Source organism: Kitasatospora sp. NPDC058190 (assembly GCF_042883685.1).
In the GTDB taxonomy this organism is placed as follows: Bacteria; Actinomycetota; Actinomycetes; order Streptomycetales; family Streptomycetaceae; genus Kitasatospora.
On sequence record NZ_JBHVVI010000042.1, the window covers coordinates 1 to 21,711 of the forward strand.

The window sequence follows — 21,711 nt, forward strand, 5'->3', positions numbered from 1 at the left end:
TGGGAGTGTCGGACGCCGCCTAAAAATCATTCAGAGACGGCCCCACCCGGTTTCCGGGTGGGGCCTTCTCGCGTTTCCGGGGTTTGATTCAGAGGGTTGGATTCAGAGCTTGAGCTTGAATCCGAGGTGCGAGGCCACGAAGCCGAGCCGCTCGTAGAAGCGGTGCGCGTCGGTCCGCGTCGCGTCCGAGGTCAGCTGGACGAGGTCGGCCTCCAGCGCGCGGGAGCGTTCGACGGCCCACTGGATCAGTTCGGTGCCGAGCCCGCTGCCGCGTTCGTCGGCGTGGATGCGGACGGCCTCGATGATCGTGCGGGTGGCGCCCACCCGGGAGAGGCCCGGGACGACCGTGAGCTGCAGGGTTCCGACCACGCGGCCGGCGCGTTCGGCCACCACCAGGTGCTGGTGCGGGTCGCTGTCGATGCGGGCGAAGGCGGTGCGGTACGGGGTGAGGTCGTCGGGGCTCTCCCGCGTGGCGCCCAGGGGGTCGTCGGCGAGCATGGCCACGATGGCCGGTAGGTCGCCTTCGATGGCCCGTCGAATCGCCAGAACAGCCGTTTCAGTCATGATCAGAGACTAGAGCGGTGCGCGGGGGCGGACCCACCCCTGTCTACGCCCGTAGCACCCCTTCACGGCCTTTCTGAGGGGTAATGCGAGGTAATGCGGAGTCAGTCCCCGGGCCCGGCACTCGTGATGACGGCGAAGACGGCGCCGTGCGGGTCGAGCAGCTGGGCGAGGCGGCCGACGCCGTGGACGTCCGTCGCGGCGATCCGTACCTTCGCGCCGAGGGTGTCGGCGATGGCGAGGCTGGCGTCCACGTTGGGGACCTCGAAGTAGGGGAGCCAGTGCGAGCCGGTGCCGCGCGCGGTGTGTTCGGGGCCGAGCTGCATGATGCCGCCGTGGGCGTCGTCGGTGCCGCCGCCCGCCGGGGTGAGGACGGTGTAGATCACCTCGCCGAGCGGGACGTCCTGCTCCTGCCAGCCGAAGACCACGCGGTAGAAGGCCTTGGCCCGCTCGGCGTCGATGCTGTAGCACTCGGCCCAGCAGAGGCTGCCCTCGTCGTTGACGAGGTCCAGGCCGCGGGTGTCGTGGGGTTGCCAGACCGCGAAGTCGGCACCGGTCGGGTCGGTGTAGCCGGCCATCCGGCCCGCCGTGAAGACGTCGAAGGGGGTGAACCGGACCCGGCCGCCGGACTGTTCCACGAGTTCGGTGGTGCGGTCGGCGTCGAGGGTGGCGAAGTACAGGGTCCAGCCGGGCAGGGCGCCCTCCTCGGCGAGCGGGCCGAGGGCGGCGACCGTGCGGCCGTCGAGCTGGAAGAAGCCGTAGCCGCCGGCCTCGGGGCCGGCCGAGTCGAAGGACCAGCCGAACAGCGCGGTGTAGAAGTCCACGGAGGCCCTGGTGTCGGGGCTGCTCAGGTCGAGCCAGTCCGGGGAACCGGGGCGGAAGGCGGTGTTGAGCATGACGGCACTGCTCCTCGGACGGGGCCCGTGCGGTCGCGGGCGCGGTCGAGATCCCCTGGACCTCCCAGCCTGACACCTCGGAGGGGCCGGTGCACGGCGGGCTTCCGTCGGATTCCCGGGCTTCCCCGCTGGGCCCTCCCGCCGGTTTCCGCGCGGTTCCGGGCTTGTCGGCGAGGGGCGGTACGGTGCGTAACGGAAGGGTCCACCCGTACTGGTCGAAGAGGGGGCTCCGGTGGGCAGGCAGCCGCAGTCGGGGCAGCAGGCGCAGCAGGCGCCGCGCCAGCTGGCGCAGGTCGAGGGCGTGCTGGAGCGGATCACCTACGCCAATGAGGAGACCGGCTACACCGTGGCCCGGGTGGACACCGGCCGGGGCGGGAACGACCTGCTGACGGTGGTGGGCGCGCTGCTGGGGGCGCAGGTCGGGGAGTCGCTCCGGCTGCACGGCCGGTGGGGCTCGCACCCGCAGTACGGGAAGCAGTTCATGGTGGAGAACTACACCACGGTGCTGCCGGCCACCGTGCAGGGCATCCAGCGCTACCTGGGCTCGGGGCTGATCAAGGGGATCGGGCCGCGGTTCGCCGAGCGGATCGTGGAGCGCTTCGGGGTGGACACCCTGGAGGTGATCGAGAACGAGCCGGGCCGGCTGATCGAGGTGCCCGGACTGGGACCGAAGCGGACCAAGAAGATCGCCGAGGCCTGGGAGGAGCAGAAGGCCATCAAGGAGGTGATGGTCTTCCTGCAGGGGGTCGGGGTGTCGACCTCGCTGGCGGTGCGGATCTACAAGCAGTACGGCGACGCCTCGATCGGCGTGGTGAAGAACGAGCCGTACAAGCTGGCGGCGGACGTCTGGGGCATCGGCTTCCTGACGGCGGACCGGATCGCCCAGGCGGTGGGCATCCCGCACGACAGCCCGGAGCGGGTGAAGGCGGGGCTGCAGTACGCGCTGTCGCAGAGCAGCGACCAGGGGCACTGCTACCTGCCGGAGGAACGGCTGATCGCGGACGGCGTGAAGCTGCTGCAGGTGGACGTGGGGCTGGTGATCGACTGCCTGGCCGAGCTGGTCGCCGCCGAGGGTGTGGTGCGCGAGACGGTGCCGGGCGACGCGGGCGAGCCGATCACCGCGGTCTACCTGGTGCCGTTCCACCGGGCGGAGATCTCGCTGGCCAACCAGCTGCTGCGGCTGCTGCGGTCGGACTCCGACCGGATGCCCTGGTTCGCCGGGGTGGACTGGCCGGTGGCGCTGGAATGGCTGGCGAAGCGGACGGGGGCGGAGCTGGCGCCGGAGCAGGAGCAGTCGGTCCGGCTGGCGCTGACGCGGAAGGTCGCGGTGCTGACGGGCGGTCCGGGCTGCGGGAAGTCGTTCACGGTGAAGTCGATCGTGACGCTGGCGCTGGCCAAGCGGGCGAAGGTGGTGCTGGCGGCGCCGACCGGCCGGGCGGCGAAGCGGCTGTCGGAGCTGACCGGGGTGGAGGCCTCGACGGTGCACCGGCTGCTGGAGCTGAAGCCGGGCGGGGACGCCGCGTACGACCGGGACCGGCCGCTGGACGCGGACCTGGTGGTGGTGGACGAGGCCTCGATGCTGGACCTGATCCTGGCGAACAAGCTGGTCAAGGCGGTCCCGCCGGGCGCTCACCTGCTGTTCGTGGGGGACGTGGACCAGCTGCCCTCGGTGGGTGCCGGGGAGGTGCTGCGGGACCTGCTGGCCGAGGACGGGCCGATCCCGTCGGTGCGGCTGACCCGGATCTTCCGGCAGGCCCAGGAGTCGGGGGTGGTGACCAACGCGCACCGGATCAACGAGGGGAAGCCGCCCCTGACGGAGGGTCTGGCGGACTTCTTCCTGTTCGTGGAGGACGACGCGGAGCGGGCGGCCGGGCTGACGGTGGACGTGGTGGCGCGCCGGATCCCGCAGAAGTTCGGCTTCGACCCGCGCCGGGACGTCCAGGTGCTGGCGCCGATGCATCGCGGCCCGGCGGGGGCGGGGAACCTGAACACGCTGCTGCAGGCGGCGGTGACGCCGGCCCGGGAGGGGCTGGCGGAGCGGCGTTTCGGCGGGCGGACGTTCCGTGTGGGGGACAAGGTCACCCAGATCCGCAACAACTACGACAAGGGGCGGAACGGCGTCTTCAACGGCACAGTGGGAGTGGTGACCGCCCTCAGTGCGGACGACCAGCGGCTGACGGTGGTCACCGACGAGGACGAGGAGGTGGTGTACGACTTCGACGAACTGGACGAGCTGGCCCACGCGTACGCGGTGACGATCCACCGCTCGCAGGGCAGCGAGTATCCGGTGGTGGTGATTCCGGTCACCATGTCCGCTTGGACGATGCTCCAGCGAAATCTGCTTTACACCGCGGTGACCAGGGCCAGAAAACTCGTCGTGCTGGTCGGGTCACGGAAGGCGATCGCGCAGGCCGTGCGGGCCGTCAGCGCAGGTCGGCGGCACGCCGCCCTCGATCATCGGCTTGCTTCTGGATGATTATCCAACAGGATGGTTGCCTCTAAGGTTCTCTTGACGTGAAGAGATTTACGGCAGAGCCTAGGGTGGTGCCGATCTTGTCCGGTTCGTACCGGCTGCGGCGGCAGGTTTTGTAGGGGCGGGCCCTTCCGGGCCACCCCGGGTGCGCGACTGTCCTCCGGATGGGGGATGGTGGAGACAGTCAGGGCACCTTGGAAGAGGATTCATTTCGTCGGTGAGGAAGACGTGAGCGACAACTCGGTAGTACTGCGGTACCAGGACGGCGAGTACGAGTACCCCGTCGTCGAGAGCACTGCGGGCAACTCCGGCTTCGACATCTCGAAGCTGCTCCCGCAGACCGGCCTGGTCACCCTGGACAACGGCTTCGGTAACACCGCTGCGTACAAGTCCGCGATCACCTTCGTGGACGGCGACAACGGCATCCTTCGGTACCGCGGCTACCCGATCGAGCAGCTCGCGGCGCAGGGCGGCTTCATCGAGACCGCGTACCTCCTGATCAACGGCGAGCTGCCCAACGCGGACCAGCTGGCCGAGTTCAACCGCGAGATCACCCAGCACACGCTCGTGCACGAGGACGTCAAGCGCTTCTTCCAGGGCTTCCCGCGGGACGCCCACCCGATGGCCATGCTGTCCTCGGTGGTCGGCGCGCTCTCCACGTTCTACCCGGAGAGCCACGACCCGTTCGACGCGGCCCAGCGCCACCTGTCGACCGTGCGCCTGCTGGCCAAGCTGCCCACCATCGCGGCCTGCGCGTACAAGAAGTCGATGGGCCAGCCCTTCGTCTACCCGCGCAACGACCTGAGCTACGTCGAGAACTTCCTCCGGATGACCTTCGCGGTCCCCGCCGAGGACTACGAGCTCAACCCGGTCATCGTCAACGCGCTGGACAAGCTGCTCATCCTGCACGCGGACCACGAGCAGAACTGCTCCACCTCCACCGTGCGCCTGGTCGGCTCCAGCCACGCCAACCTGTTCGCCTCGATCTCGGCCGGCATCTCGGCCCTGTGGGGCCCGCTGCACGGCGGCGCCAACCAGGCCGTGCTGGAGATGCTGGAGAGCATCCAGAAGGACGGCGGCGACGTCGACGCCTTCATCACGAAGGTCAAGAACCGCGAGGCCGGCGTCAAGCTGATGGGCTTCGGCCACCGCGTCTACAAGGCCTTCGACCCGCGTGCCGCGCAGGTCAAGCTGCTCGCGCACGAGGTCCTCGGCCAGCTCGGCAAGAACGACGAGCTGCTGGACATCGCGCTCAAGCTGGAGGAGCACGCCCTCAAGGACGACTTCTTCATCTCGCGCAAGCTGTACCCGAACGTGGACTTCTACACCGGCCTGATCTACCGCGCCATGGGCTTCCCGACCAGCATGTTCACCGTGCTGTTCGCCCTCGGCCGGCTGCCCGGCTGGATCGCCCACTGGCACGAGATGATCAACGACCCGACCAGCCGCATCGGCCGTCCGCGTCAGATCTACACCGGCACCGCGATCCGCGACTACGTCGCGCTCGACCAGCGCTGACGCGCCGCGAGTGAACGGAGAGGGGCCCGGCCGCTGCTGAGCGGCCGGGCCCCTTCGCCGTCCCCGCGCCCCGGACCCGGAAGGGCCCGCGCGGGGACGGAACCGTACAGCGCACGACTCCGGGGCCGGCCGCAGCCGGGGACGGCCGCTCAAAGCGTCCCTGGCCCGCCACAACCCCGGCGCCGTGCGCGAAGGCCGTCGAGACCGACGACCGTTCCCGGGGCCCGCCGGAGCCCCGTCGGCGACAGCCGCTGGATGAGGGACACGTTGCCGTTGGTCGCGCCCCGGTCCATCGGAAAAACTGCCGCACTACCAACCTAAGACGTATCAGCGTGCGAGAAGTTACGCCCGAGAGGTGTGAGCTGCCTCTCGCCACGCTCCGTAGGCGCCTCGCTCCGTGCTCATATCACACCTTCCCTCGCGCCCGACGTCACCCTCCCCGCAGTCACGGCAACCGAGCGTGATAGGAATCGTGGCATTCCGGTACGGACCGCCGCGCACCCTTGCAGCGCGGCGGCGGAACTGGGGAGGGAGTGCGCAGATGGCCAGGAACGTCGTCGTCACCGGCGGTGGCACGGGAATCGGGTACGAAGTCGCGCGGCGGTTCGCCGAGGCGGGCGAGCACGTGGTGATCGTCGGTCGGCGCCGGGAGGTTCTGGAGAAGGCCGCGGCCGACCTCGGACCGAACGTGACCCCGCTGGTGTGCGACCTCGCCGACCCGGACGCGGTCGAGGCGGCGCTCGGCGGACTGCCCGAGCGGATCGACGTGCTGGTGAACAACGCCGGCAGCCGGGAGACCGTGGTCGGCGGCGGACCGCACGCCCTGCTGGCCCGCTGGCGCGGCGACTTCGAGCGCAACGTGCTGACCGTGGTGCTGCTCACCGAGTCGATCCGGGACCGGCTCACCCCCGGCTCCGGCCGGGTGGTCACCATCAGCTCCATCGCCGCCCTGCGCGGGGCCGGCTCGTACGGCGCCGCGAAGGCCTCGCTGCACGCCTGGAACCACTTCCTGGCCGCCCAGTTGGGGACCTCGGGGATCACCGCCAACATCGTCGCGCCGGGGACGGTCAGCGGTACCGAGTTCTTCGGACCGCGGCTGGACGAGGCCGAGGTGGCCCGCCGGGCGGCGCGCACGCTGCTCGGCCGGATCGGCGAGACCGGTGAGGTCGCGGCGGCGGTGCACTTCCTGGCCTCGCCGGAGGCCGGGTTCATCACCGGCGAGATCCTGCACTGCAACGGCGGCGAGCTGCTGGGGCGTTGAGGCACGGCGAAGGCCCCGGACCGGTCGCCGGTCCGGGGCCTTCGCGCTGTTCGGGCTCGGAGTCGTCAGGCGGGCTGGAAGCGGCGCAGCCGGAGGCTGTTGGTGACCACGAAGAGCGAGGAGAAGGCCATCGCGGCCCCGGCGATCATCGGGTTGAGCAGTCCGGCGGCGGCCAGCGGGATCGCCGCCACGTTGTAGCCGAAGGCCCAGAACAGGTTGCCCCTGATGGTGGCGAGGGTGCGGCGGGAGAGCCGGATCGCGTCGGCCGCCGAGCGCAGGTCGCCGCGGACCAGGGTGAGGTCGCCGGCCTCGATGGCGGCGTCGGTGCCGGTGCCCATGGCCAGGCCCAGGTCGGCCTGGGCGAGCGCGGCGGCGTCGTTGACGCCGTCGCCGACCATCGCGACCGTCCGGCCCTCGGCCTGCAGCCGCTTGACGGTGTCCACCTTGTCCTCGGGCAGCACCTCGGCGACCACGTCCTGCGGGTCGATGCCGACCTCGGCGGCCACCGCCTCGGCCACCGCCCGATTGTCGCCGGTCAGCAGCACCGGGCGCAGGCCGAGCGCCCGCAGCCGGGCGATCGCCTCGGCGCTGGTCGGCTTGACCGCGTCGGCGACCTCCAGGACGGCCCGGGCCTCGCCGTCCCAGCCGACCGCGACCGCGGTGCGGCCGGCCGCCTCGGCCCCGGCCTTGGCGCGGGCCAGGACGGGCGGCAGGTGCTGCGCGCGGTCGGCGAGCAGGGCCTCGCGCCCGGCCGTCACCGTACGGCCGTCCACGACGCCCTCCACGCCCCGCCCGGGCACGTTGCGGAAGTCCTCGACCACCGGCAGCGCACCGGTCCGCTCGGCGGCGGCGTCCGCGATCGCGCGGGCGATCGGGTGCTCGGAGGCGTGCTCCACGGCGCCGGCCAGACGCAGCGCCTCGGCCTCGGTGACGCCGTCCGCGGTGTGCACGGCGAGCAGGGCCATCCGGCCGGTGGTGACGGTGCCGGTCTTGTCCAGGACGACGGTGTCGACCTTGCGGGTGGACTCCAGGACCTCCGGGCCCTTGATCAGGACGCCGAGCTGGGCGCCGCGGCCGGTGCCGACCAGCAGCGCGGTCGGGGTGGCCAGTCCGAGGGCGCACGGGCAGGCGATGATCAGCACGGCCACGGCGGCCGTGAACGACTCGGTGGGACTGCTGGTGGCCAGCAGCCAGCCGACCAGGGTGGCGAGCGCGATCAGGATGACCACCGGGACGAAGACGGCGGAGATCCGGTCGGCCAGGCGCTGGGCGGCGGCCTTGCCGTTCTGGGCCTCCTCGACCAGCTTGGCCATCCGGGCGAGCTGGGTGTCCGCGCCGACCCGGGTCGCCTCGACCACCAGGCGGCCGCCCGCGTTGACCGTGGCGCCGGTGACGGCGTCCCCGACGGTGACCTCCACCGGGACGGACTCGCCGGTGAGCATCGAGGCGTCCACGGCGGAACTGCCCTCGACCACCGTGCCGTCGGTGGCGACCTTCTCGCCGGGGCGCACCACGAAGCGCATGCCGACGGCCAGCCGGTCCACCGGCATTCGGACCTCGCGTCCTCCCTGCAGGACGGCGACGTCCTTGGCGCCGAGGTCGAGCAGGGTGTGCAGGGCGGCGCCGGCCCGGCGCTTGGAACGGGCCTCCAGGTAGCGGCCGAGCAGGATCAGCACCGTGACGGCGGCGGCGGTCTCCAGGTAGAGGGTGGAGGAGGCGTCGGTGTCGCCGATCGACAGCGAGAAGTCGTGGCGCATCCCCGGCATGCCGGCGTGGCCCCGGAACAGCGCCCAGCAGGACCAGCCGAAGGCGGCCAGGGTGCCGAGCGACACCAGGGTGTCCATGGTCGCGGCGCCGTGCCTGAGGTTGGTCCAGGCGGCGCGGTGGAAGGGCAGGCCGCCGTAGACCACGACCGGGCCGGTGAGTGAGAAGGCCAGCCACTGCCAGTTGGTGAACTGCAGGGCCGGGACCATCGACAGCAGGACCACCGGGACGCTGAGCACGGCGCTGATCAGCAGCCGGTCGTGGCGGGGGTCCTGGTCGGCGGGCCGCTCGGCGGCGGTGGCGGCGGCCGGCTCGGGGGCCGCGGGGGCCGGGGGCGGCGGGAGCTCGGCGGTGTAGCCGGTCCGCTCGACGGTGGCGATCAGGTCCTCCACCGAGACGCCGGGGCCGTAGTCGACCCGGGCCTTCTCGGTGGCGAAGTTGACGGTGGCCTCGACGCCGTCCAGCCGGTTGAGCTTCTTCTCGATGCGGGCCGCGCAGGAGGCGCAGGTCATCCCGCCGATCGACAGCTCGACCCGGTCCCGGGCCCCGACATCCGGGGCGGACGTGCTCATGCGGATCAGCTCCTTGGTGGGGGCGTACGGCGGGGGCCGTTCGGCCGGGCCCCCGCCGTACCGTGGTGGCTCAGGCGCTGTGGCCGACCAGCTCGTAGCCGGCCTCGTCGACGGCGGCGCGGACCTGCTCCTCGTCCAGCGGGGCGGCGGAGGAGACCGTCACGGTACCGGCCTGGGCGTCGGCGGCGACCTCGGTGACACCGGCCAGCGCGGAGAGCTCCTCGCTGATCGCCTTCTCGCAGTGGCCGCAGCTCATGCCGGACACGGTGTAGGTGATGGTGCTGGACATCGGGGGCCTCCGGAGGGTCGGTGCGGGTCTTGCTCTCTCTCGAACAACACCATACCCCTCTGGGGTATTTTTCGGAGGGGTGGGTGAGGTGGATCGCATCGTAGGCGACCGGGGTGGTCAGGCCGGGGAGGAGGGGTACTGGGCCGGGATCGGCGCCGTGGGCTCGCGTCGCAGCAGCAGGCGCAGCCAGAGCAGCCCGACCAGGGACACCAGGAGCAGGCCGGCCGCGTCGTAGGCGGCGTACAGGTGCACCTGCTCGCTGGTCGGGTCGGGCATGTAGCCGAGGTCGAACAGCGCGCGCTGGAAGGCGCTGGTGGTGGTCCGGGCGACCAGCCAGACGGCGATGCCGCCCATGGAGTCCCAGAGGGCGTGCAGCAGCGACACGCCCAGGTAGGTGAGCAGGGCCGGGACGGTGAAGCGGAAGTGGCCTCCGCGCCGCTCGCGGAACAGCACCCCGCCGATGACCGCGGTCCACAGGATGTGGCCGACCGGCGCGAGCACTCCGCGCAGGATCTCGGTCTCCACCAGGTCGTTCAGCGAGAGGCCCTGGATGCTCAGCACCGCGTTGAAGGCGTACCCGGCGCTCTCGAAGGCGGCGAACCCGGCGCCGACGGTGGCGCCCAGCACCAGCCCGTACCGCAGGCCGCCGGCCCGCAGCCGTCGGCTGACCATCACCAGGGCGGCCACCTTGACCGCCTCCTCGATCAGGCCGACGCCGACGTACATCCACACCGAGGGTGAGAGCAGGTAGCTCTCCAGCACCGAGGCGCCCAGGACGCCGATGATCCCGCCGATGCCGAAGCAGGCGAGGATCCGGTCCGGGCCCAGGTCGGCGGCGTAGCGCTCGTACGCCCAGATCACCACGGTGGCCGGGACGAGGAAGCTGCCGAGCAGCACGATCGTCGGGACCAGGTTGCTGTTGCCGGTGAAGAAGGTGACGAGGACGGTGCAGGCCCAGAGTGCCAGGCCGGTCAGGAAGAACGTGAACCAGTGGTGGGGCCTGGCGGCCGTAGCGGCCTGAGGGGTGGAGAGGCGGTGAGTGGGTCGGTAACCGGACACCGGGAAGGGCCTCCTCTGAGTAGCCGCGTTGGTCGAACTTTATGACAAATCAGGCAATTGGGTGCGATAGGGACAGGTGTGGGGAGGGGCGGCGGCCGATCGGGACGAGGGCGGGCCCGATGGGGCGAGCGGGTGGTTCGGCGCCGCGATCGTCCCTTATGTTCGATATGTGTCTCCGATCCGCCGGGCCAAGTCGCCCTCGGTACCCACCGCCGCCGGACTGCCGACGGACCGGCAGCGCGACGCGCTGCTGGCCGCCGACCTCCAGGACGTGCCGCTCTGGCGGCGGGCGACCCCGGCGCTGATCGCCGTCCTGCTGGTCGGACTCGCGGACCTCCTCTCCGGCAAGGACCGCTACCTCGCGCCCCTGATGACCGTCGTCCCGGCCATCGCCGCGCTCACCCTCAAACCCCGCGAACTGCTCGCGGTCTGCTCGGTCGGGCTGCTCGCGGTCTACGGACTCAGTCGCTACGACCAGGTCGACAACATCAACGACGCACGCTTCCTCTACGGTGCGATGGTCAGTTACCTGGTTCTGACGGTCTTCTCGGCCTGGGTGGCCAAGATCCGGATGCGGCGGGCGGCGGCCTTCGCGGCGGTCAGCTCCGTCGCCGAGGCCGCCCAGCGAGCCCTGCTACGGCTGCCGGGGCCGGCCGTCGGGCCGCTGCGACTGGCCGTGCGGTACGTGTCGGCGGCGGACGCCTCGCGGATCGGCGGGGACCTGTACTCGGTGCTGGAGACACCGCACGGGACGCGGGTCGCGGTCGGGGACGTCCGGGGCAAGGGGCTGGCGGCCGTCCAGACGGCGGCGGTGGTGCTCGGCGCGTTCCGCGAGGCCGCGTACGACGAGGCCGGGCTGCGGGGCGTCGCGGCGCGGATCGAGGCCAGCGTCGAGCGGCACGTACCGGACGGGGAGTTCACCACGGCGGTGTTCGCGGAGTTCCGGACACCCGGGGAGATGGAGCTGCTGCAGTACGGGCACGTGGCGCCGATCCGGGTGGACGGCGACGGGCACGCGCACGTGCTGGACGCGCCGGACCCGTGGGTGCCGCTGGGCCTCGGGCGGCTGGCGGCCGGGAAGCCGACCACCTGGGGGCAGCCGTTCGGGGCGGAGGACGTGCTGGTGCTCTGCACGGACGGGGTGATCGAGGCGCGGCACCGCAGGAGCGGGGAGTTCTATCCGCTGGCGGAGCGGGTCGGGCCGCTGGTACGAGGAGCCGCGGGCTCGGCGGGGGAGCTGGAGGCGGCGGTGGGGCGGGTGTACGCGGACCTGCTGGCGCACACGGGTGGGGAGTTGCGGGATGACGCCTTGTTGTTGCTGATCACGCGGACGGACTAGGGGCGCGGGGCGGGGCGGGGTGAGGGAGGGCGGGTGCGGGTTGGGGACCTTCCGCTTCGCGCGGTTCCCCACGCCCCTGTCGGGGCTGCGGGGAACCGCGCGAGGGGGACGGGGTGGGTGCGGCTCAGCCGGTGGTGACGTCGGCGAGGGTGCGGAAGAGCAGGGCGGTGGAGGTGGCGCCGGGGTCCTGGTGGCCGATGCTGCGTTCGCCGAGGTAGGAGGCGCGGCCCTTGCGGGCCGGGAGGGGGACGGTGTCGCGGGCACCCCGGTCGGCGGCCTCGGCGGCGGCCGCGGCCGCCGCGGGGAGGGCGGCGCCGGTGGCGGCCGCGTGGCGGAAGGCGGCGACGGCCGGCGTCCAGGCGTCGACGATGGTCTTGTCCCCGGGTTCGGCCTTGCCGAGGGCGCGGATGGCGTCCAGGCCGGCCGCGAGGGCCTCGGCGACGTCGGCCGGGGTGGCGGGCTCGGGGAGGGCGGCGCCGATGGCGCGGAAGGCCTTGCCGTAGAGCGGGCCGGAGGCACCGCCGACCTTGGAGATGAGGGTGGTGCCGGTCTTGGTGAGGACGGCGCCGGGGCCCGCCGGCTGGAGGCCGTCCAGGGCGGTCAGGACGGCGGCGAAGCCCCGCTGGAGGTTGCTGCCGTGGTCGCCGTCGCCGATCGCGGAGTCCAGTTCGGTGAGCCGGGTCTGCTCCTTCTCGACGGCCGCGGCGATCGCGCGGATCCAGGCTTCGGCCAGGGGGATGTCGAACAGCGGGGTGTCGAAGTCCATCGCGTCTCCTTCGAACGGCTCAGGCCCGCTTGAGGGCGGGGGTGTCGACGGGGGCGTCCCACAGTTCCAGCAGCTGGGCGTCGGCCTTGGTGAGGGTGAGTGAGAAGCCCGCCATGTCCAGGCTGGTGACGTAGTTGCCGACCAGGCTGCGGGCCACCCTGATGCCGCGCGCGGCGAGCCGGGCGGCGACCTCGCCGTAGACCACGTACAGCTCCAGCAGCGGCGTCGCGCCGAGGCCGTTGAGCAGGGCGATCACCTCGTCGCCCGGGGTCAGGTGGTGGTCGGTGAGGATGGTCTCGACCACCTCGGCGGCCAGTTCGCGGGCCGGGCGGAGCTTCTCGCGGCGGCGGCCGGGCTCGCCGTGGATGCCGACGCCGACCTCGATCTCGTCCTCGGGCAGCTCGAAGCCGGGCTTGCCGGCGGCCGGGACGGTGGCCGCGGTGAGCGCGATCGCGAAGGAGCGGGAGGCGGCGTTCACCCGCTCGCCCAGGGCGGCCACCTCGTCCAGCGGGGCGCCGCGTTCGGCCAGCGCGCCGGCGGTCTTCTCGACCAGGACGGTGGCGCCGGTGCCCCGGCGCCCGGCCGTCCAGGTGGAGTCCTCGACCGCGACGTCGTCGTTGACCAGGACGGTGCGGACCTCCAGGCCCTCCTCGGCGGCGAGTTCGGCGGCGAGCTCGAAGTTCATCACGTCGCCGGTGTAGTTCTTCACCACGAAGACCACCCCGGCGCCGTTCTCCACCGCCTTGGCGGCGGCCAGCATCTGGTCCGGGACGGGCGAGGTGAACACCTCGCCGGGGCAGGCGGCGTCGAGCATGCCGGGGCCGACGAAGCCGCCGTGCAGCGGCTCGTGGCCGGAGCCGCCGCCGGAGATCAGCGCGACCTTGGGGCCGGCCGGGCGGGCGGTCCGGGTGATCACCCGGTTGGGGATGTCGACCGTCAGCTCGGGGTGGGCGGCGGCGACTCCGGCCAAGGCGTCCTCCAGGACGCTCCCCGGGGTGTTGATCAGCTTCTTCAACGCTCTTCGCTCCCTAGGTGGCCTTGAGATCAGGACGCTGTGGCGGACGCTGCTGACGCCGACGCTACGCCAGACGGGGGTGCGGGGCACGGGGTGCGACACGCGCGATTCCGGTCACTCTGTCGGAGCAGCGGGACGGGGCCGTAGGGTCGCGGGCATGAGTGAGCGAAGCGAGCGAATCAATCGAAGGTGCGCGTCTCGCGAAGCGACCGGCGAGCGAAGCGGGGCGGGCGCATGAGCGGACACGTGGGCATTGTTCTGGTTTCGCACAGCGCCAAGCTGGCCGACGGGCTGCGCGAGCTGCTCGGTGAACTCGCCCCGGGCGGCGTGCGGGTGGCGGTCGCGGCCGGGACGGAGGACGGCGGGCTCGGCACCAGCTACGAGCTGATCGCCGGGGCGATCGCGGAGGCGGACGGCGGGGCGGGCGTGGTCGTGCTGCCGGACCTCGGCAGTTCGGTGCTCACCGCGGTGACGGTGCTGGAGGACGAGCCGCGTCCGGGCGTGCGGCTGGTGGACGCGCCGTTCGTGGAGGGCGCGGTGGCGGCCGCCGTCACCGCCTCGACCGGGGCGGGGCTGGCCGAGGTGGTCGCGGCGGCCGAGGACGCGCGTTCCTTCCGCAAGCTGTAGGACTCACTTGGCGTCCGCGTAGCAGTCCACCACCGCCGTGCTGAGCGGGAACCGCACCGGGGTGTCGCCGAAGACCAGCCGCCGGGCCTCGTCGCCGGCCTCGGCGACGGCGGCGGCCACCTCGTCGGCCAGGTTGGCCGGGGTGTGCACGATCACCTCGTCGTGCTGGAAGAACACCAGGTGCGGGCGGTCCGCCGGGCCCGCCACCGGCAGTTCGCCCAGCCGTCGGCGCAGCGCCGCGAGCAGGGCCAGTGCCCAGTCGGCGGCGCTGGCCTGGATGACGAAGTTGCGGGTGAACCGGCCGCGGGCGCGGGCGGTGCGCCCGCCCGCCTCGCCGGCGGTGTCGGCCTCGGTGAGGTCGAGGAAGTCGGCGGAGGCGGGCGGGCAGACCCGACCGAGCCGGGAGGTGACCACGCCGCCGTCCTCGCCGGTGCGGGCGGCGGCCTCCACGTAGCCCATCGCGGCGGGGTAGCGGCGGCGCAGGGTGTTCAGCAGCGGGCCGATGTCGCCGCTGGTCTGTCCGTACATGGCGCCGAGCAGACCGAGTTTGGCCTTGTCACGGTCGCCCTGGAAGGCGTTGGCGGCGAGCGCCTCGTAGAGGTCGCCGCCGGCCGCGGTGCGGGCCAGGCCGGCGTCCTGGGAGAGCGCGGCGAGCACGCGCGGTTCCAGTTGGGCGGCGTCGGCGACGACCAGCAGCCAGCCCGGGTCGGCGACCACGGCGCGGCGCAGGATGCGCGGGATCTGCAGGGCGCCGCCGCCGCGGCTGGCCCAGCGGCCGGAGACCACGCCGCCGACCACGTACTCGGGCCGGAAGCGGCCGCTGCGGGCCCAGGCGTCCTGCCAGGCCCAGCCGTGGGCGACGTGGATCCGGGCCAGCTCCTTGTAGCGGATCAACAGCTGGGCGGCCGGGTGGTCGATGCCCTTGAGCTCCCAGGAGCGGGTGGAGCCGAGCTGGATGCCGGCCTCGGCGAAGGCGCGCAGCACCTGGGTGTGCGAGTCGGGGTTGAACGGCTTGGCGCCGAGGGCCTGTTGGAGCTCGACGGCGAGTTCGGCGAGCCGCCGGGGCTGGGTGCCGGGGACGGTCGGGCGCGGGCCGAGCAGCTCGGTCAGCAGGTGGTCGTGGACGTCGGCGCGCCAGGGCAGGCCGTCGTGGGCCATCTCGGCGGCCGCCAGCGCGCCGGCCGACTCGGCGGCGACCAGCAGCCGGAAGCGCTGCCGGGCGGCCGGGTCGGCGATGGCGGCGATCCGCCGCTGCTGCTCGGCGTGCACGGCCACCACGGCGGCCAGCGGGTCGGCGCCGGGCGGCAGTTGCAGCCGGTCGGGGGCGAACAGGGTGTCCTGGCCGTCGTCCGCGTCGGCCAGGCCCGGTTCCGGCAGGTCGTCCGGGACGGGCAGGCCGTGCAGCCGGGACCAGGCGGCGCCGAGCGAGCGCGGCGCGCCGAAGCGGCCCTCGTGGCTCAGCAGCAGGGCCTCGACCAGCCGCAGGTCGTGGCAGCGGGCGAGCCGGTCGGGCAGCCGGGGCAGCAGCGGGGCGTACCCGGAGTCGGCGGCGGCCCAGACCCAGCGCGGCCCGGGCGGACGATCGCTCCCGGCGGCCTCCCGGGCGGCGACGGCGGCGGCGAGGTCGCGGACGGCCTCCGGCGGGCCGAGCGGCGCCCCGGCGTCGTCCAGCGGCTGGAGGCGGCCGCCGGGGCCGTGGGGGTCGGGCGCGAGGGCGGTTCTGGGGGCCACGGGGGCGTCTCCTCTCCGGCGGGCGGTCTGACGTGCGGGTGCGGGCACGGGCGTGCGGGTCGACAGGTCTGCGGCGTCGACGTTAACGGGTGGGGCTGACAATCGGGATCGGGGGCGTGTGGGCACGCGGGGTGTAGGACCGGGAGGACGTCAAACCGCGTATGGTCGGCGAAATGACCGAGAACCCGTTCTTCACGCCCAGCCCCCTGGTCTACCAACTGCCGCCCTACGCAGAGATCCGGCAGGAGCACTACCTGCCCGCGTACGAGCGCGGGATGGCCGAGCAGCTGGCCGAGATCGCGGCGATCACCGACACCCACTCGATCCCCACCTTCGAGAACACCCTGGTGGCCCTGGAGCGCTCCGGCCAGCTGCTGAGCCGGGTGGACGCGGTGTTCCGCAACCAGTCCTCCTCCGACACCACCGAGCTGCTGGACGAGGTGGAGGCGACGGTGAGCCCGCTGCTCGCCGCCCACCACGACGCGATCCACCTGGACCAGAAGCTGTTCGCCCGGATCGAGGCGCTGTACGAGGCCCGGGCCGGTCTGGAGCTCGACCCGGAGTCGCTGCGGCTGCTGGAGCGCCGGTACACCGCCTTCGTCCGCTCCGGAGCCCGGCTCGGCGCGGCCGAGCAGGCCCGGCTGCGCGAGCTGAACGCCGAACTGGCCGCGCTGGGCACCACGTTCCAGCAGAACGTGAACGCCGCCACCCGGGCCGCCGCGCTGGTCGTGGACTCCGCCGAGGAACTGGCCGGACTGTCCGAGGGCGCGATCGCCGGCGCCGCCGAGAACGCCAAGGTGCTCGGTCGTGGGGGCGCGTACGTGCTGAGCCTGAAGAGCACCTCCGGCCAGCCCGAGCTGGCCCAGCTCAGCGACCGTTCGGTGCGCGAGCGGCTGCTGGCGGCCTCGCTCGCCCGCGGTGGCGAGGCCAACGGCCCGCTGGCGATCCGGATGGCCGGGCTGCGCGCCGAGCGGGCCGCGCTGCTGGGGTTCCCGAGTCACGCCGCGTACGTGGTGGCGGACGAGACGGCCGGGACGGTGGAGGCGGTCTCCGGCCTGCTGACCCGGCTGGTGGAGCCGGCCGTGGCCAACGCCCGCCGGGAGGCCGCCGAGCTCGCCGAGGTGGCGGCCGCGGACGGGATCGAGGAGATCGCCGCGCACGACTGGGCGTACTACTCGGAGAAGGTCCGGCAGGCCTCCTACCAGGTGGACGCGGCGGCGCTGCGCCCGTACTTCGAGCTGGAGCGGGTGCTGAAGGACGGGGTGTTCTTCGCCGCGAAGCTCGCGTACGGGCTGAGCTTCACCGAGCGGCCGGAGCTGACGGCGCACCACCCGGACGCCCGGGTCTTCGAGGTGTTCGAGGAGGACGGCGGCTCGCTGGGCCTGTTCATCGGCGACTTCCACGCCCGGGCGTCCAAGCGCGGCGGCGCCTGGATGGACGAGCTGGTCGGCCAGTCCGGGCTGACTGGTCTGCGGCCGGTGGTGCTGAACAACCTCAACATCCCGCGTCCGGCGCCCGGCGAGCCGGCGCTGCTCAGCTGGGACGAGGTGCGCACGCTCTTCCACGAGTTCGGGCACGCGCTGCACGGGCTGTTCTCGGACGTCACCTACCCGCTGTTCGCGGGTACGGCGGTGCCGCGGGACTTCGTGGAGTTCCCCTCGCAGGTCAACGAGATGTGGATGGTCCGGCCGGAGGTGCTGGCCAACTACGCCCGCCACCACGAGACCGGGGAGCCGCTGCCGGCCGAGCTGGTCGAGCGGATGACGGCGGCCGAGGGCTTCGGGCAGGGCTTCCGGACGGTGGAGTACCTGGCCGCGACGCTGCTGGACTGGGCCTGGCACACCCTGCCGCAGGGCCACGAGGTCGCGGACGCCGGGGAGTTCGAGGAGCGGGCGCTGGCGGAGGCGGGGATCGCCTTCCCGGCGATCCCGCCGCGCTACCGCACGCCGTACTTCCAGCACATCTTCTCCAGCGGCTACAGCGCCGGGTACTACGCGTACATCTGGTCGGAGGTGCTGGACGCGGACACCGTGCGGTGGTTCGAGACCAACGGGAAGTCGGTGCGGGACAGCGGTGAGCTGTTCCGGCGCGAGCTGCTGGCGCGCGGCAACAGTTCGGACCCGCTGGAGTCCTTCCGCGCGGTGGTCGGCCGGGCACCGGAGACCGGGCCGCTGCTGGAGCGCCGGGGCCTCGCCTGATCGTCAGCGCGGTGTGAGCCCGACCGTCACCGGGGTGCCCGGACGGGCGCGCGGGAGCCGGATCCGTACGGTTCCCGCGTGTCCGTCCGCGGGCTGTTCGACCTCGACGCGGGCGCCGGCGGGGGAGACGGTGACCTGGACGCCGTGCGGGAACGCGGCGGGCGGCAGCAGGAGTTCGGTGCCGCGCCCGGTGCCGTCGGCCGTCCAGCGGACGGTGGCGCCGTCGGTTCGGACGTCGGTGCGGACGTCGGTGCCGGCGACGGCCACCGGGTACGGGCCGAAGGCGGGCTCGTCCCCGGGGGCCGGGTGCCCGGCCGGGTCGAGCGCGCAGTAGCCGCCGTTGCCGTGGCACCAGTACCACATCGTCCAGCCCTCGGCGAAGCCGTCCATCGCGGCGACCTGCCGGCGGACCAGCTGGCGGTTGCCCGGGGTGCGGGAGTCGGGCGGGCCCCACTCGCCGACCAGGACCGGCAGGCGGTTCGCCGTGGGGTAGCCGGTGATCGCGGCGGTGTACTGCTCCACGAAGCCGTCGGCCGGGTTCCAGTCGGCGCCGTTCTCCACCGCGGTGTCGTAGAAGTGCGGGGCGTAGCCGAGCCGGGGCGCGCCCGGGCGGGGGTCGGTGAAGCCGGGCAGCCGGGTGGGCACGCCCTGGCCGACCAGGACGGTCGGTTCGACGAACAGCCAGGCGCGGGAGTCGCCCCGGCGTACGGCGGCGATCAGGCGGCGGTACATGTCGGCGAGCCGGCCCTGCTCCAGGGCGGCGGAGGCGGCGGCGAGCACCGCCGGGTCGCTCGGGTCGCCGTCCACCGGGCCGAACGGCTCGTTGAACAGGTCGTAGCCCAACAGGGAGCGGTGGCCGCGCAGTTCGCCGGCCAGTCGGGTGTAGAAGTCGGCCTGCCAGGTGCGCAGGTCGGGGTCGTCGTAGAGGTGGCGGAAGGCGGCCTGGACGGCGGGTTGGAAGTAGCCGGCGAACCAGTCGTTCGGGTCGGGGGTGAAGGGCAGGCCGTCGTCGCGGGTGGCCCAGGGCGGGATGCCGTTGGTGCCGCCGCCGAACCTCGGTCCGTAGACGTCCTGGTGGAAGTCGACCAGGACGAGCAGGCCCAGGCGGTCGGCCCAGCCGAGGAGTTGCTGCAGCCGGTGCAGTTCGGTGGGGTCGAGCCGGCCGCGCTCGGGCTCCAGCCTGGTCCAGGAGATCGGCAGCCGGAGCAGGGTGAAGCCTTGGGCGGCAAGGGATTTGAGGTCGGCCTCGGTTGCCTCGGCGTACTTGTCCAGGTTGAAGCCGCGTAGCTGGAGGTGCCGGCCCTGGGCGTCGGTGAGCGCGGTGCGACCGTCCGGGGCGGTGGCCGTTCCGGTGGGGAAGTGGTCCCGGTGCCCGCCGTGGGCCGAGGCCGAGGCCGGGGTGGCGGGGGTGCTCAGGGCGGCGGTGGCGGCGAGCAGCAGGGCAACGGCGGTGCGGCGCAGGCGCATCGGGGACCTCGCACGGCGGGGGGTGGGGGCCCTGATGATGCCCGCGGCGCCGGGGATGGCACAAGGGTCGTGCGCGGAACGGAAGTTCGGCCCGCGGAAGTTCGGCCCGCGATGGTTCGGCTCACGGCGGTTCGGCCCAGGCCGGTCCGGCTCGCGGCGGTTCAGTCGGCGGCGGGCTCGGCCGGGGCGGGCGGCAGGACGGCGGTCGGCAGGTCCGCGGCGGCGGCCAGGCGGCCCCAGAGCAGGTCGGCGAGCGCCTGCACCATGCGGGTGCGCGAGCAGGGCTTGGTCTCCAGCCACCAGTCCCCGGCGGCCAGCACCATGCCGGTGATGCCGCGGCCCCAGGCCTCGGCGAGCAGGTCGCGGTCGGCGCCGAGGTCGATCTGGCTCTGCACGGCCCGGGTGATCTCCTCGGCGATCTGCCGGAGGGCGGGGGCGAGCGCGTTGCCGGCGCCGCTCGGGTCGCCGGGCTCGGGGTGGGTGAGCAGCCGGTAGACCTGCGGGCGGGCCTCGATGCCGGCGAGGTAGGTGTCCAGCACGTGTTCGACCCGGTCGCGGCGTTCCAGCGGTTCGGCCAGGGCGGCCCGGATCGCGGCCAGCAGCCCGCCGGTGTGGCGTTCGGTGAGGGCGCTGATCAGGCCGTTCCGGTCGCCGAAGTGCCGGTAGAGGATCGGCTTGGTGATGCCGGCCTCGGCGGCGATGGCGTTCATGCTGGCGCTCGGCCCCTCGCGCTGGATGACCCGGTCGGCGGCGTTGAGCAGCTGCTCGCGGCGGGGCTCTCGGGACATGCGCTGCTCCTCGGGATCGGGGCCGGGATCGGGTCGGCGGGGTCTGCGGGGGCGTTGACACCGGTTACCAATCAGTAGCAGACTCCGACGATGTTACCCGAGGTAACACCCCGGTCGGCCGTACCCCTTCTTCGGAGGCATGCACCATGAGCAGCACGTTCTCGCTGGACCCGGGCGCGGACCAGCTCGCCGTACGCGACTGGCTGCACGGCTTCGCCGCCGACGTGATGCGCCCGGCCGCCGCCGAGTGGGACGAGCGCGAGGAGACCCCCTGGCCGGTCATCCAGGAGGCCGCCAAGCTGGGCATCTACTCGCTGGACTTCTACGCCCAGCAGTACTTCGACCCCTCCGGCGTCGGCATCCCGATCGCCATGGAGGAGCTGTTCTGGGGTGACGCGGGCATCGGGCTGTCCATCGTCGGCACCACGCTGGCCGCCGTCGCGGTGCTCGCCAACGGCACCGACGAGCAGATCGGCACCTGGACCCCGCAGATGTTCGGCACCCCGGACGACCTCAAGGTGGCCGCCTTCTGCTCCTCCGAGCCGGACGCCGGCTCCGACGTGGGCGCGCTGCGCACCCGGGCCGTCTACGACGAGGCCAGGGACGAGTGGGTGCTGAACGGCACCAAGACCTGGGCCACCAACGGCGGGATCGCGGCCGTGCACGTCGTGGTCGCCAGCGTCGACCCGGAGCTCGGCACCCGAGGGCACGCCTCCTTCGTCGTCCCGCCGGGCACTCCGGGACTGAGCCAGGGTCAGAAGTTCAAGAAGCACGGCATCCGCGCCTCGCACACCGCCGAGGTGGTGCTGGACGGCGTCCGGGTGCCCGGCAGCTGCCTGCTCGGCGGCAAGGAGAAGCTGGACGAGCGGCTGGCCCGGGCCCGGGAGGGTGTCAAGCGCTCGGGCGGCAAGGGCAACGCGGCAATGGCCACCTTCGAGGCCTCCCGCCCCGCCGTCGGCGCGCAGGCGATCGGCATCGCCCGGGCCGCGTACGAGGTGGCGCTGGACTACGCGAAGACCCGGGAGCAGTTCGGCCGCCCGATCATCGACAACCAGGGCGTGGCCTTCCAGCTCGCCGACATGAAGACCCGGATCGACGCGGCCCGGCTGCTGGTGTGGCGGGCGTCCTGGATGGCCGTCAACAACCAGCCGTTCACCGCCGCCGAGGGCTCGATGTCCAAGCTGTACGCGGGTGAGACGGCCAAGTTCGTCACCGCGCAGGCGATGCAGATCCTCGGGGGCAACGGCTTCACCCGGGAGTACCCGGTGGAGCGGATGCACCGGGACAGCGCGATCTACTCGATCTTCGAGGGGACCAGCGAGATCCAGCGGCTGGTCATCGCCCGGGCGATCTCGGGGATGCCGATCCGCTAGAGCCCGTCTCTCGG

Annotated in this window: 17 protein-coding genes; 7 read left to right on the top strand and 10 right to left on the bottom strand. The window is 73.0% G+C overall.

Annotation, left to right across the window (positions count from 1 at the left end; all coding sequences use genetic code 11):
- Positions 1-102 precede the first annotated feature (102 nt).
- Together ACFVWU_RS20150 and ACFVWU_RS20155 are read right to left on the bottom strand one after the other, a co-directional pair.
- Positions 103-564 (bottom strand): GNAT family N-acetyltransferase, encoded by a 462-nt coding sequence (locus ACFVWU_RS20150; RefSeq protein WP_387622583.1) that lies wholly within the window; start codon positions 562-564, stop codon positions 103-105.
- 101 nt (positions 565-665) lie between these two features.
- Positions 666-1,457 carry a VOC family protein gene (locus ACFVWU_RS20155; protein WP_387622586.1) on the bottom strand — a complete coding sequence of 264 codons (792 nt, stop codon included), beginning with the start codon at positions 1,455-1,457 and terminating at the stop codon, positions 666-668.
- A 232-nt stretch (positions 1,458-1,689) separates the two neighbouring features.
- On the opposite strand from ACFVWU_RS20155, the gene ACFVWU_RS20160 reads away from it, so the two are divergent.
- The 3 genes from ACFVWU_RS20160 to ACFVWU_RS20170 all read left to right on the top strand — a co-directional run bounded on the left by ACFVWU_RS20160 (position 1,690) and on the right by ACFVWU_RS20170 (position 6,709).
- Complete coding sequence (locus ACFVWU_RS20160; RefSeq protein WP_387622589.1) at positions 1,690-3,933, top strand: ATP-dependent RecD-like DNA helicase; 2,244 nt, start codon at positions 1,690-1,692, stop codon at positions 3,931-3,933.
- 225 nt (positions 3,934-4,158) lie between these two features.
- Positions 4,159-5,448, top strand: a complete 1,290-nt coding sequence (locus ACFVWU_RS20165) for a citrate synthase (protein WP_387622592.1) — start codon at positions 4,159-4,161, stop codon at positions 5,446-5,448.
- A gap of 541 nt (positions 5,449-5,989) precedes the next feature.
- A complete protein-coding gene (locus ACFVWU_RS20170; RefSeq protein WP_387622595.1) occupies positions 5,990-6,709 on the top strand; it encodes an SDR family NAD(P)-dependent oxidoreductase in 720 nt (239 codons plus the stop codon).
- A 65-nt stretch (positions 6,710-6,774) separates the two neighbouring features.
- Here ACFVWU_RS20170 and ACFVWU_RS20175 read toward each other — a convergent pair whose 3' ends face one another.
- The 3 genes from ACFVWU_RS20175 to ACFVWU_RS20185 all read right to left on the bottom strand — a co-directional run bounded on the left by ACFVWU_RS20175 (position 6,775) and on the right by ACFVWU_RS20185 (position 10,393).
- Positions 6,775-9,045 (bottom strand): heavy metal translocating P-type ATPase, encoded by a 2,271-nt coding sequence (locus tag ACFVWU_RS20175; RefSeq protein ID WP_387622599.1) that lies wholly within the window; start codon positions 9,043-9,045, stop codon positions 6,775-6,777.
- Positions 9,046-9,115: 70 nt separating this feature from the next.
- Positions 9,116-9,334: a heavy-metal-associated domain-containing protein gene (locus tag ACFVWU_RS20180; protein ID WP_387622602.1), complete on the bottom strand. Its 219-nt coding sequence runs from the start codon at positions 9,332-9,334 to the stop codon at positions 9,116-9,118.
- A gap of 117 nt (positions 9,335-9,451) precedes the next feature.
- The gene (locus ACFVWU_RS20185) at positions 9,452-10,393 is read right to left on the bottom strand and encodes a PrsW family intramembrane metalloprotease (protein ID WP_387622604.1); all 942 of its coding nucleotides are present in this window, start codon (positions 10,391-10,393) and stop codon (positions 9,452-9,454) included.
- Between the two features lie 169 nt (positions 10,394-10,562).
- Between ACFVWU_RS20185 and ACFVWU_RS20190 the strand changes: the two genes are divergently transcribed.
- Positions 10,563-11,732 (top strand): PP2C family protein-serine/threonine phosphatase, encoded by a 1,170-nt coding sequence (locus tag ACFVWU_RS20190; protein WP_387622607.1) that lies wholly within the window; start codon positions 10,563-10,565, stop codon positions 11,730-11,732.
- A gap of 124 nt (positions 11,733-11,856) precedes the next feature.
- Here the strand turns inward: ACFVWU_RS20190 and dhaL are convergent, their stop codons facing one another.
- A complete protein-coding gene (dhaL, locus tag ACFVWU_RS20195) occupies positions 11,857-12,498 on the bottom strand; it encodes a dihydroxyacetone kinase subunit DhaL (RefSeq protein WP_387622610.1) in 642 nt (213 codons plus the stop codon).
- A gap of 19 nt (positions 12,499-12,517) precedes the next feature.
- Complete coding sequence (dhaK, locus tag ACFVWU_RS20200; RefSeq protein WP_387622613.1) at positions 12,518-13,513, bottom strand: dihydroxyacetone kinase subunit DhaK; 996 nt, start codon at positions 13,511-13,513, stop codon at positions 12,518-12,520.
- A gap of 234 nt (positions 13,514-13,747) precedes the next feature.
- On the opposite strand from dhaK, the gene dhaM reads away from it, so the two are divergent.
- Positions 13,748-14,140: a dihydroxyacetone kinase phosphoryl donor subunit DhaM gene (gene dhaM, locus ACFVWU_RS20205; protein ID WP_387622615.1), complete on the top strand. Its 393-nt coding sequence runs from the start codon at positions 13,748-13,750 to the stop codon at positions 14,138-14,140.
- A gap of 3 nt (positions 14,141-14,143) precedes the next feature.
- Here dhaM and ACFVWU_RS20210 read toward each other — a convergent pair whose 3' ends face one another.
- Entirely contained in the window at positions 14,144-15,871 is a 1,728-nt protein-coding gene (locus ACFVWU_RS20210; RefSeq protein ID WP_387622618.1) for a bifunctional 3'-5' exonuclease/DNA polymerase, read from the bottom strand.
- Between the two features lie 173 nt (positions 15,872-16,044).
- On the opposite strand from ACFVWU_RS20210, the gene ACFVWU_RS20215 reads away from it, so the two are divergent.
- Positions 16,045-18,069, top strand: a complete 2,025-nt coding sequence (locus ACFVWU_RS20215) for a M3 family metallopeptidase (RefSeq protein WP_387622621.1) — start codon at positions 16,045-16,047, stop codon at positions 18,067-18,069.
- A gap of 3 nt (positions 18,070-18,072) precedes the next feature.
- Here ACFVWU_RS20215 and ACFVWU_RS20220 read toward each other — a convergent pair whose 3' ends face one another.
- Both ACFVWU_RS20220 and ACFVWU_RS20225 read right to left on the bottom strand, forming a co-directional pair.
- Complete coding sequence (locus ACFVWU_RS20220) at positions 18,073-19,536, bottom strand: cellulase family glycosylhydrolase (protein WP_387622624.1); 1,464 nt, start codon at positions 19,534-19,536, stop codon at positions 18,073-18,075.
- 161 nt (positions 19,537-19,697) lie between these two features.
- The gene (locus ACFVWU_RS20225; RefSeq protein ID WP_387622627.1) at positions 19,698-20,324 is read right to left on the bottom strand and encodes a TetR family transcriptional regulator; all 627 of its coding nucleotides are present in this window, start codon (positions 20,322-20,324) and stop codon (positions 19,698-19,700) included.
- A gap of 146 nt (positions 20,325-20,470) precedes the next feature.
- Here ACFVWU_RS20225 and ACFVWU_RS20230 point away from each other — a divergent pair, with 146 nt between their 5' ends.
- Positions 20,471-21,697 (top strand): acyl-CoA dehydrogenase family protein, encoded by a 1,227-nt coding sequence (locus tag ACFVWU_RS20230; RefSeq protein ID WP_387622629.1) that lies wholly within the window; start codon positions 20,471-20,473, stop codon positions 21,695-21,697.
- Positions 21,698-21,711: the final 14 nt, after the last annotated feature.